Genomic DNA, 21,954 nt, shown 5'->3' with positions numbered 1-21,954 from the left:
ATGACATAGCGAAACGGCTATTGCGAATTGCCATCGCGCTTGGCGATATTTTCCTTCGGTACGGCGTGGTCCAGATGGGCGACAGCCGGGGAAAGAACCGACAGAAACGTCTCAGAGCGACCGATATAGATGATCGCCGCGCCGTCGATGCCGTTCAAAACCTCGGCCAGCGTATCCTGCGTCTGTTTCTCCAGCCCTTCCAGCAAATCGTCGATGACAACGAATTTCGGCTTCAGCAACAAGGCATTGGCGACGCGGATGCTGGCCTGTTCGTCCGGATCCAGTTTCTTGTCCCAGCGGATGTTTTCATCGAGACGGGGCGCCATATCGCCAAGCCCGCACGCGATGAGCGCCGCGACATAATCCTCCTCGGCAAACCGCTGCGGCGCACGTGGGTAGGCCAGAATTTCGCGCAGCGAACCCGTCGGCAAATAACCATGTTGGGCAATGAACAGCGTGTCGGATTGTTCGGGCATTTCTATTCTGCCCTGCCCCCAGGGCCACAATCCCGCCATGGCGGCAAATAACAGCCGCCGGTTCACGCCCTGCTCGCCATTGATCATCAGCCGCTCGCCCGGCCCGATCTCCACATTCGCCTCACGCAGTCTGAAACCGCGCTCCACATCCTGCCCGCCTGCATCACGGCAGATCGTGACCGACTGAAGGCGAATCTTTTCATTCTCCGCGCTCCGTTGCAGATCGATCGCCAGCCCGTGCTGTTCGACGCTGTCCATCTGGATCAAGGCGTTGCGAAACACCGAGACGCGCTGCAATGTCGCCTTCCAGCTGGCAATCGGGCCGAAATTGTCGATGTACCAGCGAAGCGCGGTATTGACCTGGTTGAAGGCGCCGACAGCCATCATCAGCCCGCCAAAGGTAAGGTTGCCGGAAAAATAGACCGGGGCAGCGATCAGGATCGGTGCAACAACCGCCAGCCAACCATAGCCCGACGAAACCCAGGTCAGATGCGTCAGCGCCATGGCCAACCCCCGGATCACACCGAGCACGGCATCAATATCGACACCGATCCGCCGCCGTTCGTTCTTTTCACCGCGGGCCAGCGCAATCGCGGCCAGATTTTCGCTGGCGCGCATCAGGGAAAAGCGCAGTTCAGCCTCTTTCGAATAACGTTCGGCGTTCAGCCCAACCAGACGATAACCGACAAGGTTGCTCAGCAAAGACGCAGAACCGGCATAAAGGATCGCGGCCCAGACCATATACCCGGGAATAGGGACAAGATCGCCATTGATGGTGATGGAGAAACCCGCCGACAGGCCCCAGAGAACACCGATAAAGCTAATAAGCAGGATCGTTGCGTTCACGAGACCGATGGACAGCGCCGTGCTGCTTTCGGCAAGGTTGCGGACATCGTCATGCAAACGCTGGTCCGGATTGATGGCGATCGTGCCGAAACCGGCAAGACGGGCGGCGCGACCCGGTTTCAGCCATTGATCCACCATATCCTTGGCAAGACCCTCGCGCATGTTCAGCGCCGTCATCTGGTTGAGCCAGGTCTGGATGACGTTGAGGAGAAGCAGCAGCCCGGCGATGATCGCGAAGACCTCGAGCTGGTGAATGAAGGCATCAAGATCGCGCCGCTCCAGCGCATTGTAGAACGGCGCATTCCACTCGTTAAGGCGGATCTGCCCGTAGGCCGTCAGCAATATTACCGTAAGCAGGGCAAACGACAGCAATATCAGCCGGTTACGCACCGGCGATGTCCAGAAGGCATTGCCCATCATGCGCAATTGCGCAGGAAAATCGAGATCGAAACCCGAAGGGTTAGCCGCGCTCTTGCGCTGATCGTCGGTCACGGTTGTTGCCATTCATTCCATTCCGAAACGTCAGTCGGCAAAGAAAGCGGGTCGCGATTCTGCGCCTTGCGATGCCAAGCAATAACACGCTGTTCGACCTTGTCCACAATCCCGGCGAAATCCCGGCGGCGGCGATTGAAAAGCGCGGATAGATCTTCGCGCGGGCAAACCTCGCGGCCCGTAGCAACAATGCGGATGTCCCCGGAAATGATCCTTGCTTTCTTTTCCTGCATTGCACAAAATCCGAATAATTTCAGAGGGGCGGATAAACCGCATAGACCGGAAAAACCGGGCAAGGCAGATTAATGGCGATCAAAGCGAGCATCTATCATCTGACGCATTATAAATATGACAATCCGGTTCGCCTTGGACCACAAATCATCAGATTAAAGCCCGCATCGCACTCCAGAACCCGTGTTATCAGCCATTCGCTCAAGGTTTCGCCATCCAATCATTTCGTAAACCTGCAGCAGGATCCTTACGGCAATTACCTTGCCCGCTTTGTCTTTCCCGAGCCGGCAACGGAATTTAAGATCGAGGTCGATCTTGTCGCCGATATGACGGTCTATAATCCGTTCGATTTCTTCGTCGAGGAAGAAGCGACCAAATGGCCGTTCGATTATCCGCAGGAATTGCGGGACGACTTATCCATCTACATGAAACCGGAGCCGACCGGCCCGTTGCTCGCCGCCTTCATGGCGACCGTCGACCACACGCCCGGCCAGCCGACGGTCGATATGGTCGTGGGCCTCAACGCCCGTCTGCAACAGGAAATCGGTTACGTCATTCGCATGGAACCGGGCGTCCAGACGCCGGAGGAAACACTGGCCTCCGGCAAGGGATCGTGTCGCGACACCAGCTGGCTGCTCGTACAGATTCTGAGGCATCTTGGTCTCGCCACGCGTTTCGTATCCGGATACCTCATCCAGTTGACACCCGATCTGAAGGCCCTGGACGGCCCTTCCGGCACCGAGGTGGATTTCACCGATCTGCACGCCTGGGCCGAGGTCTATATGCCCGGCGCCGGCTGGATCGGTCTTGACCCCACATCGGGGCTTTTGACGGGTGAAAGCCATATTCCACTGGCGGCAACACCGCATTATCGCAACGCCGCACCGATTTCGGGCGGTTATTTCGGCCATGCCAATACAGAATTCGCTTTCGACATGCAGGTCCGGCGCGTTGCCGAAACCCCACGCATCACCAAGCCCTTTTCCGACGACAGCTGGGAAGACCTCAATACGCTTGGCGAAGTGGTCGATAACGTTCTGAACGCCCATGACGTCCGGCTTACCATGGGCGGCGAGCCGACCTTCGTTTCCATCGACGATTTCGAATCCGAAGAATGGAACACCGGCGCGGTTGGACCCACAAAACGCGAAAAGGCAGACGCTTTGATCCGCCGCCTGCGCGAGCGTTTCGCGCCGGGCGGCTTTCTGCATTATGGGCAGGGAAAATGGTATCCGGGCGAAAGCCTGCCGCGCTGGACCTTTTCGCTCTACTGGCGAAAGGACGGGCTGCCAATCTGGCAGAACCCGGCGCTGATAGCCGAAGAAGGCGCAGATGCCGGCGTCGATGCCGATGATGCGCAGAAGCTGCTCAGCGGCATCGCCACCCACCTCGGCATCGAGAAGGAACTGGTACTGCCCGCCTATGAGGATCCGGCCGAATGGATCATCAAGGAAGGCAGCCTTCCCGATAATGTCGACCCGTCCAATTCCAAATTGAAGGACCCCGAAGAGCGAAACCGCATAGCTCGCGTGTTCGAACGCGGGCTTACGACGCCGACGGGTTATATTCTTCCCGTGCAGGCGTGGAACGCCAGAGCCGAAGGCAAACGCTGGGTCAGCGAAAAATGGAAGACGCGGCGCGGCAAGATTTTCCTTGTTCCGGGTGACAGCCCGGTCGGTTACCGCCTGCCGCTCGGTACCCTGCCATATGTACCACCCTCTGCTTACCCCTATATCCACGAGGCCGATCCATCGATCCCCCGCGGGGCCCTTCCCGATCTCGCTTCGCCGTCGGGCCGCGCCCTGCCGGCAGCGTCCTTCCATGTGGATGAGGCTGCCGCCCAAGCGCGTGTCGAACAGACGCTTGGAGAAATCGGCGGTGCGGTGCGCACCGCGCTCTCCGTAGAGCCGCGCGACGGCCGTCTCTGTGTTTTCATGCCGCCGGTCGAACGCATTGAAGACTACCTCGAGCTAGTCGCAGCGGCGGAAGCCGCGGCGGCAGAACTTGGGCTGCCCGTTCATATCGAGGGTTATGCGCCGCCGCATGACGAGCGCATCAATGTCATCCGCGTCGCGCCCGATCCCGGTGTCATCGAGGTCAACATCCATCCCGCCGCAAGCTGGAAGGAATGCGTCGATATCACCTCGGCGGTTTATGAGGAAGCACGCCAGACACGTCTCGGTGCTGACAAGTTCATGATCGACGGTCGCCACACCGGCACCGGCGGCGGCAATCATGTGGTCGTGGGCGGCGCCAACCCCAATGACAGCCCCTTTCTGCGCCGACCCGATCTTCTGAAAAGCCTCGTTCTGCACTGGCAGCGGCACCCGTCGCTTTCCTACCTCTTCTCCGGGCTGTTCATTGGCCCGACCAGTCAGGCGCCCCGCATTGACGAGGCCCGCCACGACAGTCTCTACGAGTTGGAAATCGCACTCGCACAGGTGCCTGCTCCCGGTGAGGGCGCGCCGCCGCTGCCATGGCTGGTCGACCGTCTGTTCCGCAACCTGCTGACGGATGTAACGGGCAACACCCACCGCGCCGAAATCTGCATCGACAAGCTGTTTTCGCCTGACGGACCGACCGGTCGCCTCGGCCTTGTGGAATTCCGCGGCTTCGAAATGCCGCCGAATGCCCGCATGTCGCTGGCCCAGCAATTGCTGGTGCGCGCGCTTATCGCCCGCTTCTGGAAAAACCCCGCCGGCGGCAAATTCGTGCGCTGGGGCACGGCGCTCGCCGACCGCTTCATGCTGCCGCATTACATCTGGGCGGATTTTCTGGATGTGCTCGCCGATCTCAGGGAAAACGGCTTCGATCTGAAACCCGAGTGGTTTACCGCCCAGCAGGAGTTCCGTTTTCCCTTCTTCGGCGAAGTGGAATATGAAGGCTCGAAACTGGAGTTGCGTCAGGCGCTGGAACCCTGGCATGTGATGGGCGAACAGGGCGCCATCGGCGGAACCGTGCGTTTTGTCGATTCCTCGGTCGAACGTTTGCAGGTGCGGCTGGAAACCTCCAACCCTGCCCGTTACGCCGTGGCATGCAACGGCCGCGCCGTTCCGCTGACCCCGACGGAGAACCGCAGCGTCGCGGTTGCCGGCTTGCGCTTCAAGGCATGGCAGCCCGCTTCCGGCCTGCATCCCGTTCTGCCCGTCAATTCACCCTTGACCTTTGACATTTATGATACATGGTCGAGGCGATCGATCGGCGGATGCATCTATCATGTTGCTCATCCGGGCGGGCGCAATTACGAGACGTTTCCCGTCAACGGCAACGAGGCCGAGGCACGCCGCCTTGCCCGTTTCGAACCATGGGGACATACGGCAGGGCAATATCCGCTTCATGCGGAAACCGTGTCGCCAGAATTTCCGCTGACGCTCGATCTGCGTCGGCCATACGGAGTGTAAATTGTCCAAAGCCCCGGCAACGGAACGCAAGACGGAAACCGGCGCGCCGCTGCGCGGGCTTGGTTATTCCACTTTGCCGGGCGTGGCCGACGAAATGCTCGATACCGACGGCAAGGTCAGGCCGGTCTGGAAGCACCTCCTCGGTGCGCTCTCGCGCATGTCGGAACGCGAATTGCACGAGCGCTTTGCCCGCACCGACCGCTATCTGCGCGACGCGGGTGTGTTCTACCGCGATTACAGCAAGGGCAGCAGCGAACGAAACTGGCCGATCTCGCATATTCCAGTGCTGATCGACGACAGGGAATGGACGGTTCTCTCTGAAGGGCTGAAACAGCGCGCCGATCTTCTGGAGGCCATGGTCGCCGATTTTTACGGCGAAAACCGATTGGTGAACGAAGGTTACGTGCCGCCGGCGCTGATCGCCTCCAATCCGGAATATCTGCGTCCAATGGTCGGCGTCAAACCGGCAAGTGGCCATTACCTGCATTTCTGCTCATTCGAAATCGGACGCGGACCTGATGGAAACTGGTGGGTGCTGGCGGACCGGACGCAGGCGCCTTCCGGCGCGGGCTTTGCCCTGGAAAACCGGGTGGCGACCACCCGCGCGCTTTCCGATATCTATGCCGAAACCCATGTTCACCGTCTCGCCTCATTTTTCGGCGCTTTCCGCGACACGCTGCAGGCCCACAGGAAGCATCCTGACGATCGCATCGCGGTGCTGACGCCCGGCCCCGCCAACGAAACCTACTTCGAACACGCCTATATCGCCCGTTATCTCGGCTTCATGCTGCTGGAGGGCGAGGACCTCACTGTCGTCAACGGCCGCGTCATGGTTCGAACCGTGGCGGGGTTGAAGCCGATCGGTGTGCTCTGGCGGCGTCTCGACGCCTCCTATTCCGATCCGCTGGAACTCAACCAGCAATCCCATATCGGCACACCCGGCATGGTACAGGCGCTGCGCAACGAAGCGCTCACCATCGTCAACGCCCTCGGCAGCGGCATTCTCGAAACGCGGGCGCTGCTTGCCTTCATGCCGCGCATCTGCCGCCACCTTCTGGGCGAGGAGCTGAAGCTGCCGTCGATCGCCACCTGGTGGTGCGGACAGGAATCGGAACGCCACCACGTTGCCGGCAATATCGAAGGCATGGTCATCGGCCCGGCCTATTCCCGCCTGCCCTTTTTCGACGACAACGGTCAATCCGTGCTCGGCTCTTCCCTGCGCGAGACGGCGAAGGAATCGATCAGCGACTGGCTGGCCTCCGATGGTCACAAGCTGGTGGGCCAGGAAGTCGTGAAGCTTTCAACCACGCCGGCCTATATCGACAACAAGCTGGTGCCGCGTCCGATGAGCCTTCGTGTGTTTGCCGCCCGCACGCAGAATGGCTGGCAGATCATGCCGGGTGGCTTTGCACGAATTGGAAGCGGCGATGACGTTTCCGCCATTGCCATGCAATCGGGTGGCAGCGCGGCGGATGTCTGGATCGTCAGCGAAAAACCGGTGGAACGCACGACCCTCCTGCCGGCGGAAGAGAGCTTTACCCGCAATATGCCGGGCAGCCTGCCAAGCAGGGCTGCCGATAACCTCTTCTGGCTCGGCCGTTATATCGAACGTTCTGAAGGCGCATTGCGCATCCTGCGTGCCTGGCACGGGCGTTATGCCGAGTCGGCCGATCCGCGCCAACCCCTGCTCGCCCATGTGACGCGGTATCTCGAAGCGCTTGACGTGGAGATGAACGATGCCGTGCCGGAAAGCCTGCTGAACAACATCAACAGCGCGCTTTATTCCGCCAGCAATATCCGTGACCGCTTTTCGCCCGATGGCTGGCTGGCGCTGAACGATCTTGCCAAGACAGCCCGCCGTTTCCACGCGAAAGTGGCGCCAGGCGACGATGCTACCCACGCCATGACGATCCTTTTGCGCAAGCTTGCCGGCTTTGCCGGTCTCGTGCATGAAAACATGTACCGCTTCACCGGATGGCGTTTCCTGTCGATCGGCCGTTATCTCGAGCGCGGCCTGCATATGACGCGACTTCTCGGCCACATGACCGGGCCGGACGCGCCTGACGGTTCCTATGACATGTTGCTCGAAATCGGCGACAGCGTCATGACCCATCGCCGCCGTTACAATGTCGCTACGGCAGGTCTGACCGTCACCGATCTTCTGGCGCTTGATCCGCTCAATCCGCGCTCGATCCTGTTTCAGCTGAACGAAATCCGCACCGAGGTGGAACAGCTTCCAAATGCCTTCGTGAACGGCCAGATGTCTCCTTTTTACCGCGAAACGATGCGTCTGCATTCCGGACTCGCCGTCATGACTCCGGAAAACATGAACGGTGCGGTCTATCGCCAGCTCGAAACCGACATGGAACATCTGTCCGATGTTCTGGCCCGCACCTATCTCGGATAGCCTTATGCTTTACGATCTTTCCCTGCATATGGGTTACACCTACGACACGCCGGCCCATGGCGCACGCCACATTATCCGCGTGCTGCCGCTGTCGATCCCGGGTCGGCAGAGATTGGTCGCAGGTTCCATCGACGTTTCGCCGGTGCCGGAAGAACGTGCCGTCTTTGACGATTTCTTTCATCAATCGTCTACCTCGGTGCACCTGCGCGCGCCGCATGAAAAGCTGGATATCCGCATGCAGGCGCGGGTGATGGTGGAAGCGCCGGCCATGACGGCCGATTTTTCACCCGAGCTTTCCCGCCTGCCGCAAGACCTTGCCGATGTCTGGTCCATCGATTTCCAGTCACCGCATCATTTCATCGGCACAAGCCCGAGAATAGGGATGGATGCGGCGATCTCGGCCTATGCGCGGGAATTGCTGAAACCGGGAATGACCATCCGCGAAATCGCGCTGGCCATGTGCAAACGCATCCACAAAGACTTCACCTATGATGGCGAGGCGACCACCGTGGATACGACACCATCCGAAGCCTTTAAATTGAAGCGCGGCGTGTGCCAGGATTTTTCGCATATCATGATCACGGCGCTGCGCAGCCTCGGCATTCCCGCCGGTTATGTCAGCGGTTTCCTGCGCACCATTCCTCCGCCGGGCAAGGAACGGCTGGAAGGCGCCGATGCGATGCATGCCTGGGTCCGCATCTGGTGCGGAGAAGCGGCCGGTTATCTGGAACTGGACCCTACCAATGATATCGTGGCCGGCAGCGACCACATCGTCGTCGGTTATGGCCGCGACTATTCGGATATTGCACCGGTGATCGGGGTCCTGAAGAGCTACGGCAACCAGCAGATAAAACAGGCCGTGGATGTGGTTCCCGTCCAGCAATGACACACTGTGTGTTATTTCAATCTTCCAACCCATTAATTCTTGAAAATACTTCGAAAACTGCGCCAATTTGAACGGTTTATAAAATTATAATCTTCGTGTTAGCGGATTTTACATCCTTTGCGGGTTTCCTGCGCTTAATCGAATATTCTAATCGGTGAGCCCCATCATGACCGCCTCCACAGACAAAAAACTGAAGCGCCGTTTCCTTGCCGATACCAGCGGTAATTTCGGCATCATGACGGCAATATTGCTGCCGGTGTTGTTGGGCGTGGCCGGAGCCGGTTTGGAGCTGGCAAATGTGATGCAGGTGAAAGCCGACCTGCAGAACACGGCGGATTCTGCGGCGCTCGCTGCAGCAACCGAGGCGCGCCTGAAAGAAGGCGATGCCACCGACGAGCAAATCAAGGAAATCGCCAAGGCTTTCATCGCCAGTCAACAGATAAAGAACCTGACCGAGGAAGAGAGGAAGGAGCTCGAAAAGAACTCTCCGATCAATATCTCGTCAACCGAAGACGCACGCGGCAAGACCTACTTCATCGAGACCACGATCAACCGTCAGCTGCAACTCAATCCTCTAATCGGTTTTTTGGGACTGAAGACTATCGATATTTCCGCGACCGGCACCGCGAAAAGCACCGTCAACAAGGGAGCGCCGATCTCCATGTATCTGGTGCTTGACCGTTCAGGATCGATGTCCTTCAAGACCGATACGATCAATAGTGCGAAAAAATCGTGCCCGAATTACACTTCCAGCAATTGGGGCAAGAGCGAATCGCAGGTTACCTCCAGTCCGTGCTACGTCAACAAGGCCACATCGCTGAAAACCGCGGTCGGCTTTCTCGTCGCTACGTTGAACAAGGCCGACCCGACCTATACCGCCAGCGGTGGTTCCCAGCTCGTTCGCACAGGTGCATCGGTCTATACACATGAGACCTATCCGACGCAGGCCACCACCTGGGGTACAAGCAGCGTTGTCACTTATGTTGATAAACAGATCCCGGAATTTCCGACCGGCGGCACAGATGCCCGCAGCAGCCTGACCGCTGCCTACAACGCCCTTAAAAAATCCAACCCCGACGAAGCGAAAGCACACAAAGACAAAGGCAGTGAATCCTTCGAGCGCTATATCGTCTTGATGACCGATGGTGAAATGACTGGAAACAGCGCCTCGTGGAGTTCCAGCATCGACCAGTCGGTGCGCACCACCTGTGAGACCGCCAAGAAAGACGGGATCAAGATTTTCAGCGTCGCCTTCATGGCGCCGGACAAGGGCAAGTCGCTGCTGCAATATTGCGCCTCCAGCCTGGACAATTATTACGCGCCCGAAAACATGGAGCAGATTGTCACCGCTTTTGGCGAAATCGCCCGCAAGGCAGCCGGCAGCATAGCCACGCTGACCAACTGACGAAAATTCGGCAGACGAAGACGCAAACATATCGCTTCCGGGGTATTTGCCCCGGAGGCCAGTGTTCTCAGGCTCTGCATGGCTGACAAGACATGAGCGGCAGGTGACAGCGGCGGCGACCCGTGGCATAGGAGGGCCGCTCCCATTCATAGGCCCCGTCATGATCCGCATCGAAAATATCAGCAAGTCGAACAGTCACCGCATTCTTTACATCGAGGCCTCCGCCGCGCTCAATCGTGGTGAGAAGATCGGCCTTGTCGGGCCGAACGGTTCTGGCAAGACCACGCTGTTTCGGATGATGACCGGCGAGGAGCAGCCCGATGAGGGCCAGGTCGTCGTCGAAAAGGGTATGACGGTCGGTTATTTCGATCAGGATGTCGGTGAAATGTCCGGACGCTCCGCGGTCGCCGAAGTCATGGAAGGCGCAGGCCCGGTCAGCGAAGTGGCGGCGGAACTGCGGGAGCTGGAAGCCGCCATGTCCGATCCCGACCGGATGGACGAAATGGACGCTATCATAGAACGTTACGGTGAAGTGCAGGCGCGTTACGAAGAGCTTGATGGCTACGCACTGGAGGGCCGCGCCCGTGAGGTTCTGGATGGCTTGAGCTTCAGCCAGGAAATGATGGACGGTGATGTTTCAAAACTGTCCGGCGGCTGGAAGATGCGTGTGGCGCTCGCCCGCATCCTTTTGATGCGCCCGGACGTGATGCTGCTTGACGAACCGTCGAACCATCTCGACCTCGAAAGCCTGATCTGGCTTGAGGATTTTCTGAAGAACTATGACGGCGCGTTGTTGATGACCTCGCATGACCGCGAATTCATGAACCGCATCGTCACCAAGATCATCGAGATTGATGCTGGCAGCCTCACCACCTATTCCGGCGACTATGGATTTTACGAACAGCAGCGGGCACAGAACGAAAAGCAGCAGCAGGCGCAATTCGAGCGTCAGCAGGCCATGCTCGCCAAGGAAATCAAGTTCATCGAACGCTTCAAGGCGCGTGCCTCGCATGCCTCGCAGGTGCAGAGCCGCGTCAAGAAACTTGAAAAGATCGACCGCGTCGAACCGCCAAAACGGCGTCAGACTGTCGCTTTCGAATTCGCACCGGCCCCAAGATCGGGTGAGGATGTCGTGGCGCTGAAGAAGGTCAACAAGGCCTATGGCAGCCGCACGATCTATGGCGAGCTGGACTTCATGGTGCGGCGCAAGGAGCGCTGGTGCATCATGGGCGTCAATGGTGCTGGAAAATCGACCTTGCTGAAGCTGGTGACCGGCACGACCGAGCCGGATTCCGGCAATGTCACGCTCGGCGCCAGCGTCAAGCTCGGTTATTTCGCCCAGCACGCCATGGATGTTCTGGATGGCGACAGCACCATTCTGGAATGGCTGGAGGAACGTTTTCCAAAAGCCGGGCAGGCGCCTCTGCGTGCGCTTTCCGGCTGTTTCGGCTTCTCCGGCGACGATGTTGAAAAACGCTGCCGTGTTCTTTCCGGCGGCGAAAAAGCCCGTCTCGTTATGGCGGCCATGCTATTCGATCCACCGAATTTCCTCGTACTGGATGAGCCGACGAACCATCTCGATCTCGACACCAAGGAGATGCTGATCAAGGCCCTGTCGGATTATGAGGGTACGATGCTGTTCGTTTCCCACGACCGCCATTTCCTCGCCGCCCTTTCAAACCGGGTACTTGAACTGACCCCGGATGGTATTCACCAATTTGGCGGCGGCTACACGGAATATGTTGAAAGCACCGGGCAGGAAGCACCGGGCCTTCGCAGCTGAGGAGACTTACCAGACGCATGGTCTCCGCAACGGTAACTTTCGTACTCGATACTGGAGAAGCAGATGCGGATCGTGGTTTACAGCGCCAAGCCCTATGACAGGCAGTTCCTTGACGCCGCCGCCGGGCCGGGCATGCGGATACAATATTGCGAAGCGCGCCTGTCGCTTGAAACGGCGGCCCTGGCGGAGGGAACCGATGCGATCTGCGCCTTCGTGAATGACGACCTGTCGCGGCCTGTGCTCGAAAGGCTGGCGGAAATGGGTGTGCGGCTCGTCGCCCTGCGCTGCGCCGGCTTCAACCAAGTCGATCTTGCGGCCGCCGAGAAGCTGGGCCTCACCATCGCTCGCGTCCCCGCCTATTCACCCTATGCGGTTGCCGAACATACAATGGCGCTCATCCTGTCGCTCAACCGCAAGATCCACCGCGCCTATAACCGCGTCCGCGAAGGCAACTTCGCCCTTGATGGCCTGCTTGGTTTCGATCTCCACGGCAAGACCATCGGCATCGTCGGCACGGGAAAGATCGGCGCGATTTTTGCGCGTATTGCAGCCGGCTTCGGCTGCCGTCTCATCGGTCACGATCTTCATACGAATCCTGATTGCGAGGCGTTGGGCATGGCCTATGTCACGCGGGAGGAATTGTTTCGGACATCGGACATTCTTACGCTGATGTGCCCCCTCACACCGGAAACCAGGCACCTGATCCGCAAGGAGACGCTGCCCTTCCTCAAGAAAGGCGTGATGCTCATCAATACCAGCCGCGGCGCGATCATCGACACGCGGGCCGCGATCACGGGTCTGAAAGATGGCAGGATCGGTTCTCTCGGCATCGATGTCTATGAGGAGGAGGGCGATCTCTTTTTCGAAGATCTTTCCAATGACGTGCTGCGCGACGATGTCTTTGCGCGGTTGCTGACCTTCCCCAATGTTCTGGTAACCGGTCATCAGGGGTTTTTCACGGAGGAAGCCCTCAAAAACATTGCGGACACCACGATCGGCAATATCGAGAGCTTCATCAGCACTGGCAAAGCGCTGCATTCGGTTTCCACCGGGCAGCTTGCAAGCCCCGTTTAGCGCTGCCCCCGGTGACAGGACATTCGTAACCCCGGTCGCACGTGACCTTTGGATGAAACATGTATTTTCATCCTTCCCGACTGTGGGCACGGAAATGTGGATGTCGGTCCTCCGGCTTTCGGCGAAGCACCTCGCTCCAGGAGCTGCTGCTGCCGCCCCGACCCTGAATTATTCATGCTTCGAGCCTGCGGAAATCGTCGGCAGGCCGATTGCCCGCCCCAAATCCCCGGTATAGGTTTCGAGCAATCTTTTCAGGGCTTTCAAACCGGACCGGTCGAGCGACAGATGCAACTCAAAGACTGCTATAATTTCCACGATTTTCGCCGCATGGCCAAACAGCGTCTTCCCGGGCCGATCTTCAACTACATAGACGGCGCCGCCGATGACGAGGTAACGTATCGGCGGAACACGGCTGCGTTCGAAAATTGCGATCTTGTTCCGGATGTGCTGCGCGGCGTGTCCGACGTGGACATGTCAGTCACCGTCATGGGGCTAAAGCTCTCCATGCCGGTCTATTGTTCCCCGACGGCGCTGCAGCGCCTCTTCCACCATCAGGGAGAGCGAGCGGTCGCGGCCGCGGCGGGAAAATTCGGCACCATGTTCGGCGTCTCCTCGCTCGGCACCACCAGTCTTGAGGAAGCGCGCCGGATCAGCGGCGGGCCGCAGGTCTATCAGTTCTATTTCCACAAGGATCGTGGCCTCAACCGCGATATGATGGCACGCGCCAAAAGCGCTGGCGTCGAGACAATGATGCTGACCGTGGACAGCATTACCGGCGGAAACCGCGAGCGCGACAAGCGCACCGGTTTTGCCATCCCCTTCAAGCTCAATCTCTCCGGCATCGCGCAATTCGCCATCAAGCCGGCCTGGGGCATCAATTATCTGACACATGAGCGCTTCAGCCTGCCACAACTCGACGGCCACATCAAAATGGATGGCGGGGCTCTGTCCATCAGCCGCTATTTCACCGAGATGCTGGACCCTTCCATGAACTGGGACGATGTGGCGCAGATGGTACGAGAATGGGATGGGCCTTTCTGCCTCAAAGGCGTCATGTCGGTTGACGACGCCCGGCGCGCCGTCGAAATCGGCTGCAGCGGCATCGTGCTCTCCAATCATGGCGGCCGCCAGCTCGATGGTTCCCGCAGCGCCTTCGACCAGCTGGCAGAGATCGTCGATGCGGTTGGCGACCGGATCGATGTGATGATGGACGGCGGCGTACAGCGCGGAACCCATGTCCTGAAAGCCCTGTCTCTGGGCGCAAAGGCTGTGGGGCTCGGCCGCTATTATCTTTTCCCTCTCGCTGCCGCCGGCCAGCCCGGGGTGGAAAGGGCGCTGGAAATGATGCGTATCGAAATCGAACGCGGCATGAAGCTGATGGGCTGCACCACTGTCGAGCAGCTGACGCGACGAAATCTACGGTTTCACGGCTAGAGCCGTATTCCGTATTTCCAAGCATGCTCACAGCTTCCCGCTGTAATCACACGCCATTTCCACCGCGTTTCGCCGACATTCCAGGAGCGCTGCACCGATATTCCAGATAAGCGCCAAAGATACCAGCACGCAAATGCTACCGGAAATCAAGGAGCGGTGGCGTTTGGCACCCGACAGAAACAGCCAGCCGATGATGGCATAGGCTGCAAGCGCTGGTACGGCAGGCATCAGAACCGATATAGGCCCGTCGCAATCTGCCGCCTCGATGCCGATGGCGCGATACTCAGCCGGCGTTGTCACGACACCGAGGACAGCGACGGGCAACATCGCAGCGAGAACGGCATAACGGAAGAAACGAGGCGTATCGGGCATATCGGCTCCATAGCCGGATAATTAAATTTTGCGACTTGCCCGCAAACTTCCATACGGACTGCTTTAATGGTCTTTTCTCGAAAGCCGCCGTTCAGCAACGCCATGTTGGCGTTGCCGAACGGGAGCTTGCCCTATTTTACAGAGAAATCCAGCATTTTACGGAATCCAAACTTGGCAGACGGCGCAGAATGTGATTATGGTTGCATGATGCAACCATAATGGATTTAGCATGCCCGAACAGTCCCTTCCCATAAATGACATCCGCTTCACCTCGCGCCGGCTTGTCCGTGAACTCGGCTTCATGGGCGGGGATTTCGCCGGCACCGATCTGCCGCCCTCTGCCGTGCATGCCCTGATCGAGATCGAGACATGCCCGGGCATCACGGCGCGCGATCTGGGGAAGCTTCTGCGGCTCGAAAAATCGAGTGTCAGCCGCATGCTTCGCAAACTCATTCTGTCCGGAGATGTTCTGGAGGCGGCGGACAGTGAAGATAACCGCATCAAGCGGCTCTATCTGGCCGGACGAGGGCAGGATCGGGTCGGTGCCATTCACTCCTTCGCAAACCGGCAGGTATCGAACGCCCTTTCACGACTTGCCCTGGCGGATGGCCGCGCCATTCTGGAAGGGCTTCGTCTTTACGCCGACGCGCTGGAAGACCGGAGCGATGCCGCGGTGCCCACCGTGGAGATCGTAGAGGGTTACAGGCCCGGTCTCATCGCCCGCATCACGCAGATGCATGCGCTTTATTATGCCCGGACATCCGGTTTCGGCCAGCCTTTCGAATCCGTTGTGGCTGAGGGTCTCGCCTCCTTTTGCAACCGGCTCGAAAAACCACAAAACGCAATATGGGCCGCAATGCGCGGGCAAGAGATTATCGGCTCCGTCGCCATCGACGGCGAAGACTTGGGATCGGACATCGCGCATCTACGCTGGTTCATTGTTGATGACGGCGTGCGCGGTGGCGGTGTAGGGCGCAGGCTGCTCGCCGCAGCACTCGCCTTTGCCGACAGAAAGGCTTTCGCCGAAACGCATCTATGGACATTTAACGGTCTTTCGGCCGCACGGCATCTTTACGAGACCCATGGTTTCGCCTGTGTCGAGGAACGTCCCGGCAGCCAATGGGGAAGCGAGGTTCTGGAGCAGCGTTTCGTCAGGCCACGAGAGCTTTGATCTCACAGACACCCTGCAGCCAAACCGATGGCCGCACTTAAACACTGCTGAGCAGGAGGCTGGTTTCGCTGTTCGAGACGCCGTCTATCATACGGACCTCCCGCAGCACCCGGTCGAAATCCGAGAGGCTGCCGGCGCGGATATTCGCCACCAGATCCCAATTGCCATTGGTGGTATGGAGCGAGGAAATCTCGGCAATGCCACGAAGCTTGCGGATAACCTGCGTGGTCGATTTTCCCATGACCTCGATCATCATCACCGCATGGACCGCCCGGTCATCATAATCCTCGCGCACCCGCACGGTAAATCCAAGCAGTGTGCCGGTTTCCGTCAGCCGGTCCAGCCTGTTCTGTACCGTGCCGCGCGCGACACCCAGCGCATCGGAAAGTTTGGCAAGCGATGCCCGGCCATCGACCCTGAGATGGGCGATGATTTGCCGGTCGAGTTCATCGGGTATGTATTTTGCAATACTCATGGAATCTGACCGATTTGACAATTGGATTGAACATATTGTTCAAAATGGCTTCAGAAACAACAAGCTTCTGCGATTTCGGTTGAACAGGCCCGGCAGCTATCTTCGTTGCAGCAAGCGAGGAGTTGCCCATATGCCCCTGTCCCCGTCCCCAAAAGCCCTTATTCCTTTCGTCAGCGTCGAGAACATGATGCGCCTGGTGCATCATATCGGCATAGAGCAGATGCTGGTTGAGCTTACAGATGCCATCGAGACGGATTTTCGCCGGTGGCCATGCTTTGACAAGACGCCGCGCGTCGCCTCGCATTCGCGCGAAGGTGTCATCGAACTGATGCCGACCTCCGACGGGGAAATTTACGGCTTCAAATATGTGAACGGCCATCCGAAAAACATGGCGGAAGGGCTTCAGACTGTCACCGCCTTCGGCCTGCTCGCATCCGTCTCCACCGGTTATCCGGTGCTCTTGACGGAGATGACCCTTTTGACGGCGCTGCGCACTGCCGCCACCTCGGCAATGGCCGCCCGGCATCTCGCGCCGAAGGGTGTGAAAGCCATGGCGATGATCGGTAACGGAGCTCAGGCGGAGTTTCAGGCGCTGGCGATGAAGGCGGTGCTCGGCATTGAGGAGGTACGCCTCTACGATATCGATCCCCGCGCTACCGAAAAGACCGCCGCAAACCTGAAGGAAAGCGGCCTGACGGTGATCCCATGCAAATCGGCACAGGCTGCAATCGAAGGGGCCGGCATCATCACCACCTGCACCGCCGACAAGCAATATGCGACCATCCTGACCGACAATATGGTCGGCGCCGGCGTGCACATCAACGCCATCGGCGGCGATTGCCCCGGCAAGACGGAATTGCACAGGGATATTCTGCTGCGCGCCGACACCTTTGTCGAATATCCGCCGCAGACACGCATCGAAGGTGAAATCCAGCAGATGGACGCGGATTATCCGGTGACCGAGCTTTGGAAAGTGGTTCTCGGCGAGGCCGAAGGCCGTCAGGACACACGCCAGATCACCCTGTTCGACAGCGTCGGTTTCGCCATAGAGGATTTTTCCGCCCTGCGTTACGTGCGTGGCAAACTCGAAGGCTCGAGCTTCTATCAGGAAATCGACATCATCGCCGATCCCGATGATCCGCGTGATCTCTTCGGCATGCTGCAACGCGCCCGGGCCTGAGGAGCCAGAAGATGATGAAAAGAACCTATTCCATTCAGGCGCCGGCCGCCGTCGTCATGGTGCGTCCGCATCATTTCACGGTCAATACAGAGACCGCCGCTGACAACCGGTTTCAGGCAACACCCGACAGCGGCGAGGACTTCAGCGCCATCGCCCATGCGGAAATCACCCGAGCGGCACAGACACTGGAAAGCCATGGCGTGACGGTGCATCTATTTGAAGACGAAGGCACACAAACACCCGATTCCGTCTTTCCCAACAACTGGTTTTCCACCCATGCCGGCGGCCATGTCGCAATCTATCCGATGAAGGCCGAAAGCCGCAGGCGCGAGCGTCGGCACGATGTCATCGAGATGTTGAAGAGCCGCTATCGCGTTCAGGACATCATCGATTATTCCGGCCTGGAACCGGACGGTCTTTTTCTGGAAGGCACGGGCGCCATGGTTCTCGATCATATCGACCGTGTCGCTTATGCCGTGCGGTCCGACCGCACCGACCCGATCGCGCTCGAGCGCTTCTCGACGCATTTCAATTTCGAGCCGATGGTGTTCGATGCCCGTGATGAGGCGGGCGTGCCGGTCTACCACACCAATGTCCTGATGTGCATCGGCACGGATTACGCAATGATCGGCCTCGACATGATCGCCGACGAAGGCCGGCGCGCGGAAATCGTCGCCCGCCTCGAACGATCGGGACGACGGGTCATCGCGCTCACCAATGCCCAGATCCGTGACTTCGCCGGCAACGCGCTGGAGTTGCAGGGGCGGGACGGCCGCATCCTCGCCCTTTCCAACACCGCTTACGCTTCGCTCACCGCGGCGCAGAGGGACACGATCCGCGAAAGCGCCGTTCCAGTCGCGCTTGACATACCGACCGTCGAGAAAGCCGGCGGTTCAGTTCGCTGCACGCTTGCCGGCATTCACCTGACACCACGATGATGGGATCTCAGGCCGGGATTTTGAGCGAATGTCGATTTCACCAATGCGACTATACAAATCGCTCAAAATGCCTGCAGAAAATGCGCTGAAATGCCATTTTTTATAGCCGTTCAACTTCGCTAGACTGTTTTTTATCGATGCAGCGGCGGTCCTTTCATCTGGGCCGCCAGCGCATCTCTCGTCATCCAAAGGCTTGGGAGGGCCTTCCTCATGAAGATAAAAATAAAGAAATCACTGCTCATGTTCTGAGGTTCGTCGCCAGAAGAAGCCCCGTGCCGTCTCTATGATCCGCGACAGCAAAAGGGCGTTTCCTCAACATATATTCCCCGTTGTTTTTCACCTTCGTGCAGCGCGTTCCGCTGTCCGCAGCCAGATGGCTGCACGCTTTTTATACGGAGTTTTCCCATGTCGATCCTCAAGAAAATAGCTCTTGCCGGGCTGGCCGTCGCGGCGCTGGCATCGGCCTTGCCGGCCTCCGCCAACGATCTGGCCAAGGTCAGGGAACGCGGCACTTTCAGCTTCGCCATGAGCGGCAGCTTTCCACCCTTCAGCTTCGTCAACGACAAGAACGAAGTCGTCGGCTTCGATGTCGATATCGGCAATGAACTGGCAAAGCGCCTTGGCGTGAAGCCGGTTGTGGTGACGACGGCATGGGACGGCATTATCGCCGGCCTGATTTCCGGCAAATACGAAGCAGTCGTGGGATCCATGACCATCACGCCGGAACGCGAAAAGGCCGTCGCCTTCGCCGGTCCCTATTACCATAGCGGAAGGGCCGTCTTCGTCCCCGAGACATCCCCGGCAAAATCCCTCGATGACCTGAAGGACAAGAGCGTCGGCGTCACCCTCGGTGAAGTCAGTGACAAGTGGGCGCGCCAGCGCGGCGACTGGACCGTGCGGACATACAAGGCTCTGTCGGAAGCGCTGCTCGACCTCCAGGCCGGCCGCATCGACGCCATCGCCGCCGATTCCATTCCCGTTCTCGTGGCCTCGAAAAGCAGCGGGCAGAATGTACGGGAAATTGCCATTCCCGATGCCGGAAACGGCGACAGTATCGGCATTGCGTTGCGCAAGAACAGCGGCGAACTCAAGGAGGCGATCCAGAAGGCGCTGGAAGACATGCGCGCCGACGGCACCTACGAAAAGATTTCGATGAAATGGGTCGGCCGCGACATTCGCTGACAGCCGCCCCGATGCAAACCGTGGAAGGAAGGTTCCCTCCGTGGACCTTCCCTTTCCTTTCTCAGTTCGAGAGGAGGCACAATGGGCTTCTCCTTAATGACGCAGGTGTTTCCATTTTTTCTGGAAGCCGCGCTCGTCACGCTTGAAATCACCGTACTCGCTCTGGCGCTAGGCCTCGTCCTCGCCACGCTCGCAACAGCGGCGCGCCTTGCCCGGTCTAAGCTTCTGCGCTTTGTCGGGAGCGCCTATGTCAGCGTTTTTCGCGGGACGCCCTGCCTGCTGCAGCTTTTCATCCTCTATTACGGTGGCCCACAGATCGGCATCGATCTCGACCCCTTCACTGCCGGCGCGATCGGCCTCGGCATCAATGTCGGTGCCTATCTTGCCGAAGCCATGCGCGGTGCGATCCTGACCGTCGACAAGGGGCAAACGGAAGCGGCCCGGTCGATCGGTTTCGCCCGCGGGCAAACAATGCGACTCGTGGTGTTGCCGCAAGCCGGCCGCTTGATGATCCGTTCCATCGGCGTCAATACGATCATGCTGCTCAAGGGCTCTTCGCTGGTCTCCGCCATCTCGGTCGTGGAACTGACCTATACCGCCCAACGCTTCATCGGCTCGACCTATCGTCCCTTTGAAATCTTCGCCGTCTCGGCAGCCATATACATGGTGCTGGTCTATCTGCTTGCCCGTCTGATCGACGCGCTCGATGCCCGCTTTGCGCTGAAATAGGAGGTATTCCATGCTGGATTTCACCATCGTTCCGCCCTTTGCCGCCGCGATCCTCACCGGTGCGCTGTGGACAATCATCATCGCCGCAAGCGCCGCCGTCATCAGCTTTGCCGGCGGCGTGCTCATCGCGCTCGCCACGCTTTATGCACCGCGTATCGCCCAATATCCCGTGCGTTTCGTCAGCTGGGTGCTCATGGGAACGCCGCTGCTACTGCAACTCTATTTCATCTACTACGGCCTTTCCCAGATCGGGGTGAACATTCCGGCAATATGGACCGGCATCATCGGCCTCGGACTGCATTTCGCCATCTACAATGCCGATATCATCCGTGTCTGCATCCTCGGCATCGATAACGGCCAGACGGAGGGCGCCCGCAGCATCGGTTTCAGCAAGGTGCAGACGCTGCGTTACATCATCGTGCCGCAGGCCGTGGTCCGCGCGCTGCCGCAAATCGGCAACAACATGATAGCCATGCTGAAGGACACCGCCGTGGTTTCGGTTCTCGGCGTTTCCGAACTGGTTCTCGCCTCCCAGCAGGCGATCAGCGAAACCTATCGCCCCTTCGAATTCTATCTCGTCGCCGCCGCGATCTACTACGCGATCAATCTGACGCTGGAATTCGCATTGCGCAGGACCGACAAGAAAATGGAGTTTATCCGATGAGCAATTCCCAGCCGATGGTCCAGCCCACCGTGGACGTGCGCAATGTCGCAAAGTCCTATGGCGACCTCGAAGTTCTCAAGAACATCAATCTTTCGGTAGCAAAGGGCCAGATCGTCGCGATCATCGGGCCGAGCGGCTCCGGCAAGAGCACGCTACTGCGCTCCATCAACCATCTGGAAACGGTCAACTCGGGAGAAATCTACCTCGAAGGCCTGCAGGTCAACCAGCCGCTCACGGGCCGCGCTTTTGAACGCCACATCAATGCCGTGCGGCAGGACATGGGCATGGTCTTCCAGCACTTCAACCTGTTCCCGCATCTCAGCGTGCTGGAAAACATCACACTGGGGCCGATCACGCTCAAGAACATGACCAAAAGCGCGGCGACAGAGCTTGCCCTTTCGCTGCTGGCCAAGGTGGGGCTGGATGCCAAGGCGGCCGCTTATCCTTCCATGCTCTCCGGGGGCCAGAAACAGCGGGTTGCGATTGCCCGCGCGCTCGCCATGCGGCCGAAAGTCATGTTGTTTGACGAGGCAACCTCCGCTCTCGACCCGGAACTGGTGGAAGAGGTCAACCAGGTCATGAAACAATTGGCGCGCGAGCATATGACCATGCTGATCGTGACCCATGAAATGCGCTTCGCCGCGGAAGTCGCCGACCGCGTAGTGTTCATGGACAAGGGGCTGGTGGTGGAGGAAGGCCCACCATCCGAAATCTTCGTCCGGCCGCAGCAGGAGAGGACGCGCAGCTTCCTCAAGACCTATTTGAACAATTGAGCGTCCGAGCAAAACCACAGGCGCAAGCTATTGCG

18 protein-coding genes are annotated in these 21,954 nt (G+C 58.8%); 14 read left to right on the top strand and 4 right to left on the bottom strand.

Features of this window, described 5'->3' with window-relative positions:
- Nucleotides 1-17: 17 nt before the first annotated feature.
- Together AKG12_RS14645 and AKG12_RS30250 are read right to left on the bottom strand one after the other, a co-directional pair.
- Entirely contained in the window at nucleotides 18-1,826 is a 1,809-nt protein-coding gene (locus tag AKG12_RS14645) for an ABC transporter ATP-binding protein/permease (RefSeq protein ID WP_052819377.1), read from the bottom strand.
- Nucleotides 1,811-2,047 carry a hypothetical protein gene (locus AKG12_RS30250; protein ID WP_046798996.1) on the bottom strand — a complete coding sequence of 79 codons (237 nt, stop codon included), beginning with the start codon at nucleotides 2,045-2,047 and terminating at the stop codon, nucleotides 1,811-1,813. The genes AKG12_RS14645 and AKG12_RS30250 overlap by 16 nt, the downstream gene beginning before the upstream one ends.
- Before the next feature lie 72 nt (nucleotides 2,048-2,119).
- Here AKG12_RS30250 and AKG12_RS14635 point away from each other — a divergent pair, with 72 nt between their 5' ends.
- The 7 genes from AKG12_RS14635 to AKG12_RS14605 all read left to right on the top strand — a co-directional run bounded on the left by AKG12_RS14635 (nucleotide 2,120) and on the right by AKG12_RS14605 (nucleotide 14,435).
- Complete coding sequence (locus AKG12_RS14635; RefSeq protein ID WP_052819376.1) at nucleotides 2,120-5,446, top strand: transglutaminase family protein; 3,327 nt, start codon at nucleotides 2,120-2,122, stop codon at nucleotides 5,444-5,446.
- Between the two features lies 1 nt (nucleotide 5,447).
- Nucleotides 5,448-7,853: a circularly permuted type 2 ATP-grasp protein gene (locus tag AKG12_RS14630; protein WP_052819375.1), complete on the top strand. Its 2,406-nt coding sequence runs from the start codon at nucleotides 5,448-5,450 to the stop codon at nucleotides 7,851-7,853.
- A 4-nt stretch (nucleotides 7,854-7,857) separates the two neighbouring features.
- Nucleotides 7,858-8,739, top strand: a complete 882-nt coding sequence (locus AKG12_RS14625) for a transglutaminase family protein (protein ID WP_052819677.1) — start codon at nucleotides 7,858-7,860, stop codon at nucleotides 8,737-8,739.
- Between the two features lie 166 nt (nucleotides 8,740-8,905).
- Entirely contained in the window at nucleotides 8,906-10,144 is a 1,239-nt protein-coding gene (locus AKG12_RS14620) for a vWA domain-containing protein (protein WP_052819374.1), read from the top strand.
- Nucleotides 10,145-10,304: 160 nt separating this feature from the next.
- On the top strand, nucleotides 10,305-11,927 hold the full coding sequence (locus AKG12_RS14615) for an ABC-F family ATP-binding cassette domain-containing protein (protein ID WP_052819373.1): 1,623 nt from the start codon (nucleotides 10,305-10,307) through the stop codon (nucleotides 11,925-11,927).
- Nucleotides 11,928-11,990: 63 nt separating this feature from the next.
- Nucleotides 11,991-13,001, top strand: coding sequence for a 2-hydroxyacid dehydrogenase (locus AKG12_RS14610; protein ID WP_052819372.1), 1,011 nt, complete (start codon nucleotides 11,991-11,993; stop codon nucleotides 12,999-13,001).
- A 285-nt stretch (nucleotides 13,002-13,286) separates the two neighbouring features.
- A complete protein-coding gene (locus AKG12_RS14605) occupies nucleotides 13,287-14,435 on the top strand; it encodes an alpha-hydroxy acid oxidase (RefSeq protein ID WP_052819371.1) in 1,149 nt (382 codons plus the stop codon).
- Nucleotides 14,436-14,462: 27 nt separating this feature from the next.
- Here AKG12_RS14605 and AKG12_RS14600 read toward each other — a convergent pair whose 3' ends face one another.
- Nucleotides 14,463-14,807 carry a hypothetical protein gene (locus AKG12_RS14600; RefSeq protein WP_052819370.1) on the bottom strand — a complete coding sequence of 115 codons (345 nt, stop codon included), beginning with the start codon at nucleotides 14,805-14,807 and terminating at the stop codon, nucleotides 14,463-14,465.
- Between the two features lie 229 nt (nucleotides 14,808-15,036).
- On the opposite strand from AKG12_RS14600, the gene AKG12_RS14595 reads away from it, so the two are divergent.
- Nucleotides 15,037-15,978 carry a MarR family winged helix-turn-helix transcriptional regulator gene (locus AKG12_RS14595; protein ID WP_052819369.1) on the top strand — a complete coding sequence of 314 codons (942 nt, stop codon included), beginning with the start codon at nucleotides 15,037-15,039 and terminating at the stop codon, nucleotides 15,976-15,978.
- A gap of 37 nt (nucleotides 15,979-16,015) precedes the next feature.
- Here AKG12_RS14595 and AKG12_RS14590 read toward each other — a convergent pair whose 3' ends face one another.
- The gene (locus AKG12_RS14590) at nucleotides 16,016-16,453 is read right to left on the bottom strand and encodes an Lrp/AsnC family transcriptional regulator (RefSeq protein WP_046799006.1); all 438 of its coding nucleotides are present in this window, start codon (nucleotides 16,451-16,453) and stop codon (nucleotides 16,016-16,018) included.
- Nucleotides 16,454-16,583: 130 nt separating this feature from the next.
- Between AKG12_RS14590 and ocd the strand changes: the two genes are divergently transcribed.
- The 6 genes from ocd (at nucleotide 16,584) to AKG12_RS14560 (ending at nucleotide 21,919) form a co-directional block, all read left to right on the top strand.
- On the top strand, nucleotides 16,584-17,633 hold the full coding sequence (gene ocd / locus AKG12_RS14585) for an ornithine cyclodeaminase (RefSeq protein ID WP_052819676.1): 1,050 nt from the start codon (nucleotides 16,584-16,586) through the stop codon (nucleotides 17,631-17,633).
- Nucleotides 17,634-17,644: 11 nt separating this feature from the next.
- The gene (ctlX, locus tag AKG12_RS14580; protein WP_156316054.1) at nucleotides 17,645-18,571 is read left to right on the top strand and encodes a citrulline utilization hydrolase CtlX; all 927 of its coding nucleotides are present in this window, start codon (nucleotides 17,645-17,647) and stop codon (nucleotides 18,569-18,571) included.
- Nucleotides 18,572-18,976: 405 nt separating this feature from the next.
- Nucleotides 18,977-19,753, top strand: a complete 777-nt coding sequence (locus tag AKG12_RS14575) for an ABC transporter substrate-binding protein (RefSeq protein WP_052819368.1) — start codon at nucleotides 18,977-18,979, stop codon at nucleotides 19,751-19,753.
- Between the two features lie 81 nt (nucleotides 19,754-19,834).
- Nucleotides 19,835-20,482, top strand: coding sequence for an amino acid ABC transporter permease (locus AKG12_RS14570; RefSeq protein ID WP_052819367.1), 648 nt, complete (start codon nucleotides 19,835-19,837; stop codon nucleotides 20,480-20,482).
- A gap of 10 nt (nucleotides 20,483-20,492) precedes the next feature.
- Entirely contained in the window at nucleotides 20,493-21,146 is a 654-nt protein-coding gene (locus tag AKG12_RS14565; protein WP_052819366.1) for an amino acid ABC transporter permease, read from the top strand.
- Nucleotides 21,143-21,919 carry an amino acid ABC transporter ATP-binding protein gene (locus tag AKG12_RS14560; protein ID WP_046799010.1) on the top strand — a complete coding sequence of 259 codons (777 nt, stop codon included), beginning with the start codon at nucleotides 21,143-21,145 and terminating at the stop codon, nucleotides 21,917-21,919. Before AKG12_RS14565 ends, AKG12_RS14560 begins: the two co-directional genes overlap by 4 nt.
- Nucleotides 21,920-21,954: the final 35 nt, after the last annotated feature.

This window comes from Agrobacterium sp. SUL3 (assembly GCF_001263295.1).
In the GTDB taxonomy this organism is placed as follows: domain Bacteria; phylum Pseudomonadota; class Alphaproteobacteria; order Rhizobiales; family Rhizobiaceae; genus Agrobacterium; species Agrobacterium tomkonis.
This window is presented reverse-complemented; position numbering and strand designations above follow the sequence as displayed.

What these genes read in the sequence shown, in the direction of transcription:
- AKG12_RS14645 (WP_052819377.1), bottom strand. Translation starts at nt 1,826, where the DNA reads ATGGCAACAACCGTGACCGACGATCAGCGCAAGAGCGCGGCTAACCCT.
- AKG12_RS30250 (WP_046798996.1), bottom strand. Translation starts at nt 2,047, where the DNA reads ATGCAGGAAAAGAAAGCAAGGATCATTTCCGGGGACATCCGCATTGTT.
- AKG12_RS14635 (WP_052819376.1), top strand. Translation starts at nt 2,120, where the DNA reads ATGGCGATCAAAGCGAGCATCTATCATCTGACGCATTATAAATATGAC.
- AKG12_RS14625 (WP_052819677.1), top strand. Translation starts at nt 7,858, where the DNA reads ATGCTTTACGATCTTTCCCTGCATATGGGTTACACCTACGACACGCCG.
- AKG12_RS14620 (WP_052819374.1), top strand. Translation starts at nt 8,906, where the DNA reads ATGACCGCCTCCACAGACAAAAAACTGAAGCGCCGTTTCCTTGCCGAT.
- AKG12_RS14615 (WP_052819373.1), top strand. Translation starts at nt 10,305, where the DNA reads ATGATCCGCATCGAAAATATCAGCAAGTCGAACAGTCACCGCATTCTT.
- AKG12_RS14610 (WP_052819372.1), top strand. Translation starts at nt 11,991, where the DNA reads ATGCGGATCGTGGTTTACAGCGCCAAGCCCTATGACAGGCAGTTCCTT.
- AKG12_RS14605 (WP_052819371.1), top strand. Translation starts at nt 13,287, where the DNA reads ATGCAACTCAAAGACTGCTATAATTTCCACGATTTTCGCCGCATGGCC.
- AKG12_RS14600 (WP_052819370.1), bottom strand. Translation starts at nt 14,807, where the DNA reads ATGCCCGATACGCCTCGTTTCTTCCGTTATGCCGTTCTCGCTGCGATG.
- AKG12_RS14595 (WP_052819369.1), top strand. Translation starts at nt 15,037, where the DNA reads ATGCCCGAACAGTCCCTTCCCATAAATGACATCCGCTTCACCTCGCGC.
- AKG12_RS14590 (WP_046799006.1), bottom strand. Translation starts at nt 16,453, where the DNA reads ATGAGTATTGCAAAATACATACCCGATGAACTCGACCGGCAAATCATC.
- ocd (WP_052819676.1), top strand. Translation starts at nt 16,584, where the DNA reads ATGCCCCTGTCCCCGTCCCCAAAAGCCCTTATTCCTTTCGTCAGCGTC.
- ctlX (WP_156316054.1), top strand. Translation starts at nt 17,645, where the DNA reads ATGATGAAAAGAACCTATTCCATTCAGGCGCCGGCCGCCGTCGTCATG.
- AKG12_RS14575 (WP_052819368.1), top strand. Translation starts at nt 18,977, where the DNA reads ATGTCGATCCTCAAGAAAATAGCTCTTGCCGGGCTGGCCGTCGCGGCG.
- AKG12_RS14570 (WP_052819367.1), top strand. Translation starts at nt 19,835, where the DNA reads ATGGGCTTCTCCTTAATGACGCAGGTGTTTCCATTTTTTCTGGAAGCC.
- AKG12_RS14565 (WP_052819366.1), top strand. Translation starts at nt 20,493, where the DNA reads ATGCTGGATTTCACCATCGTTCCGCCCTTTGCCGCCGCGATCCTCACC.
- AKG12_RS14560 (WP_046799010.1), top strand. Translation starts at nt 21,143, where the DNA reads ATGAGCAATTCCCAGCCGATGGTCCAGCCCACCGTGGACGTGCGCAAT.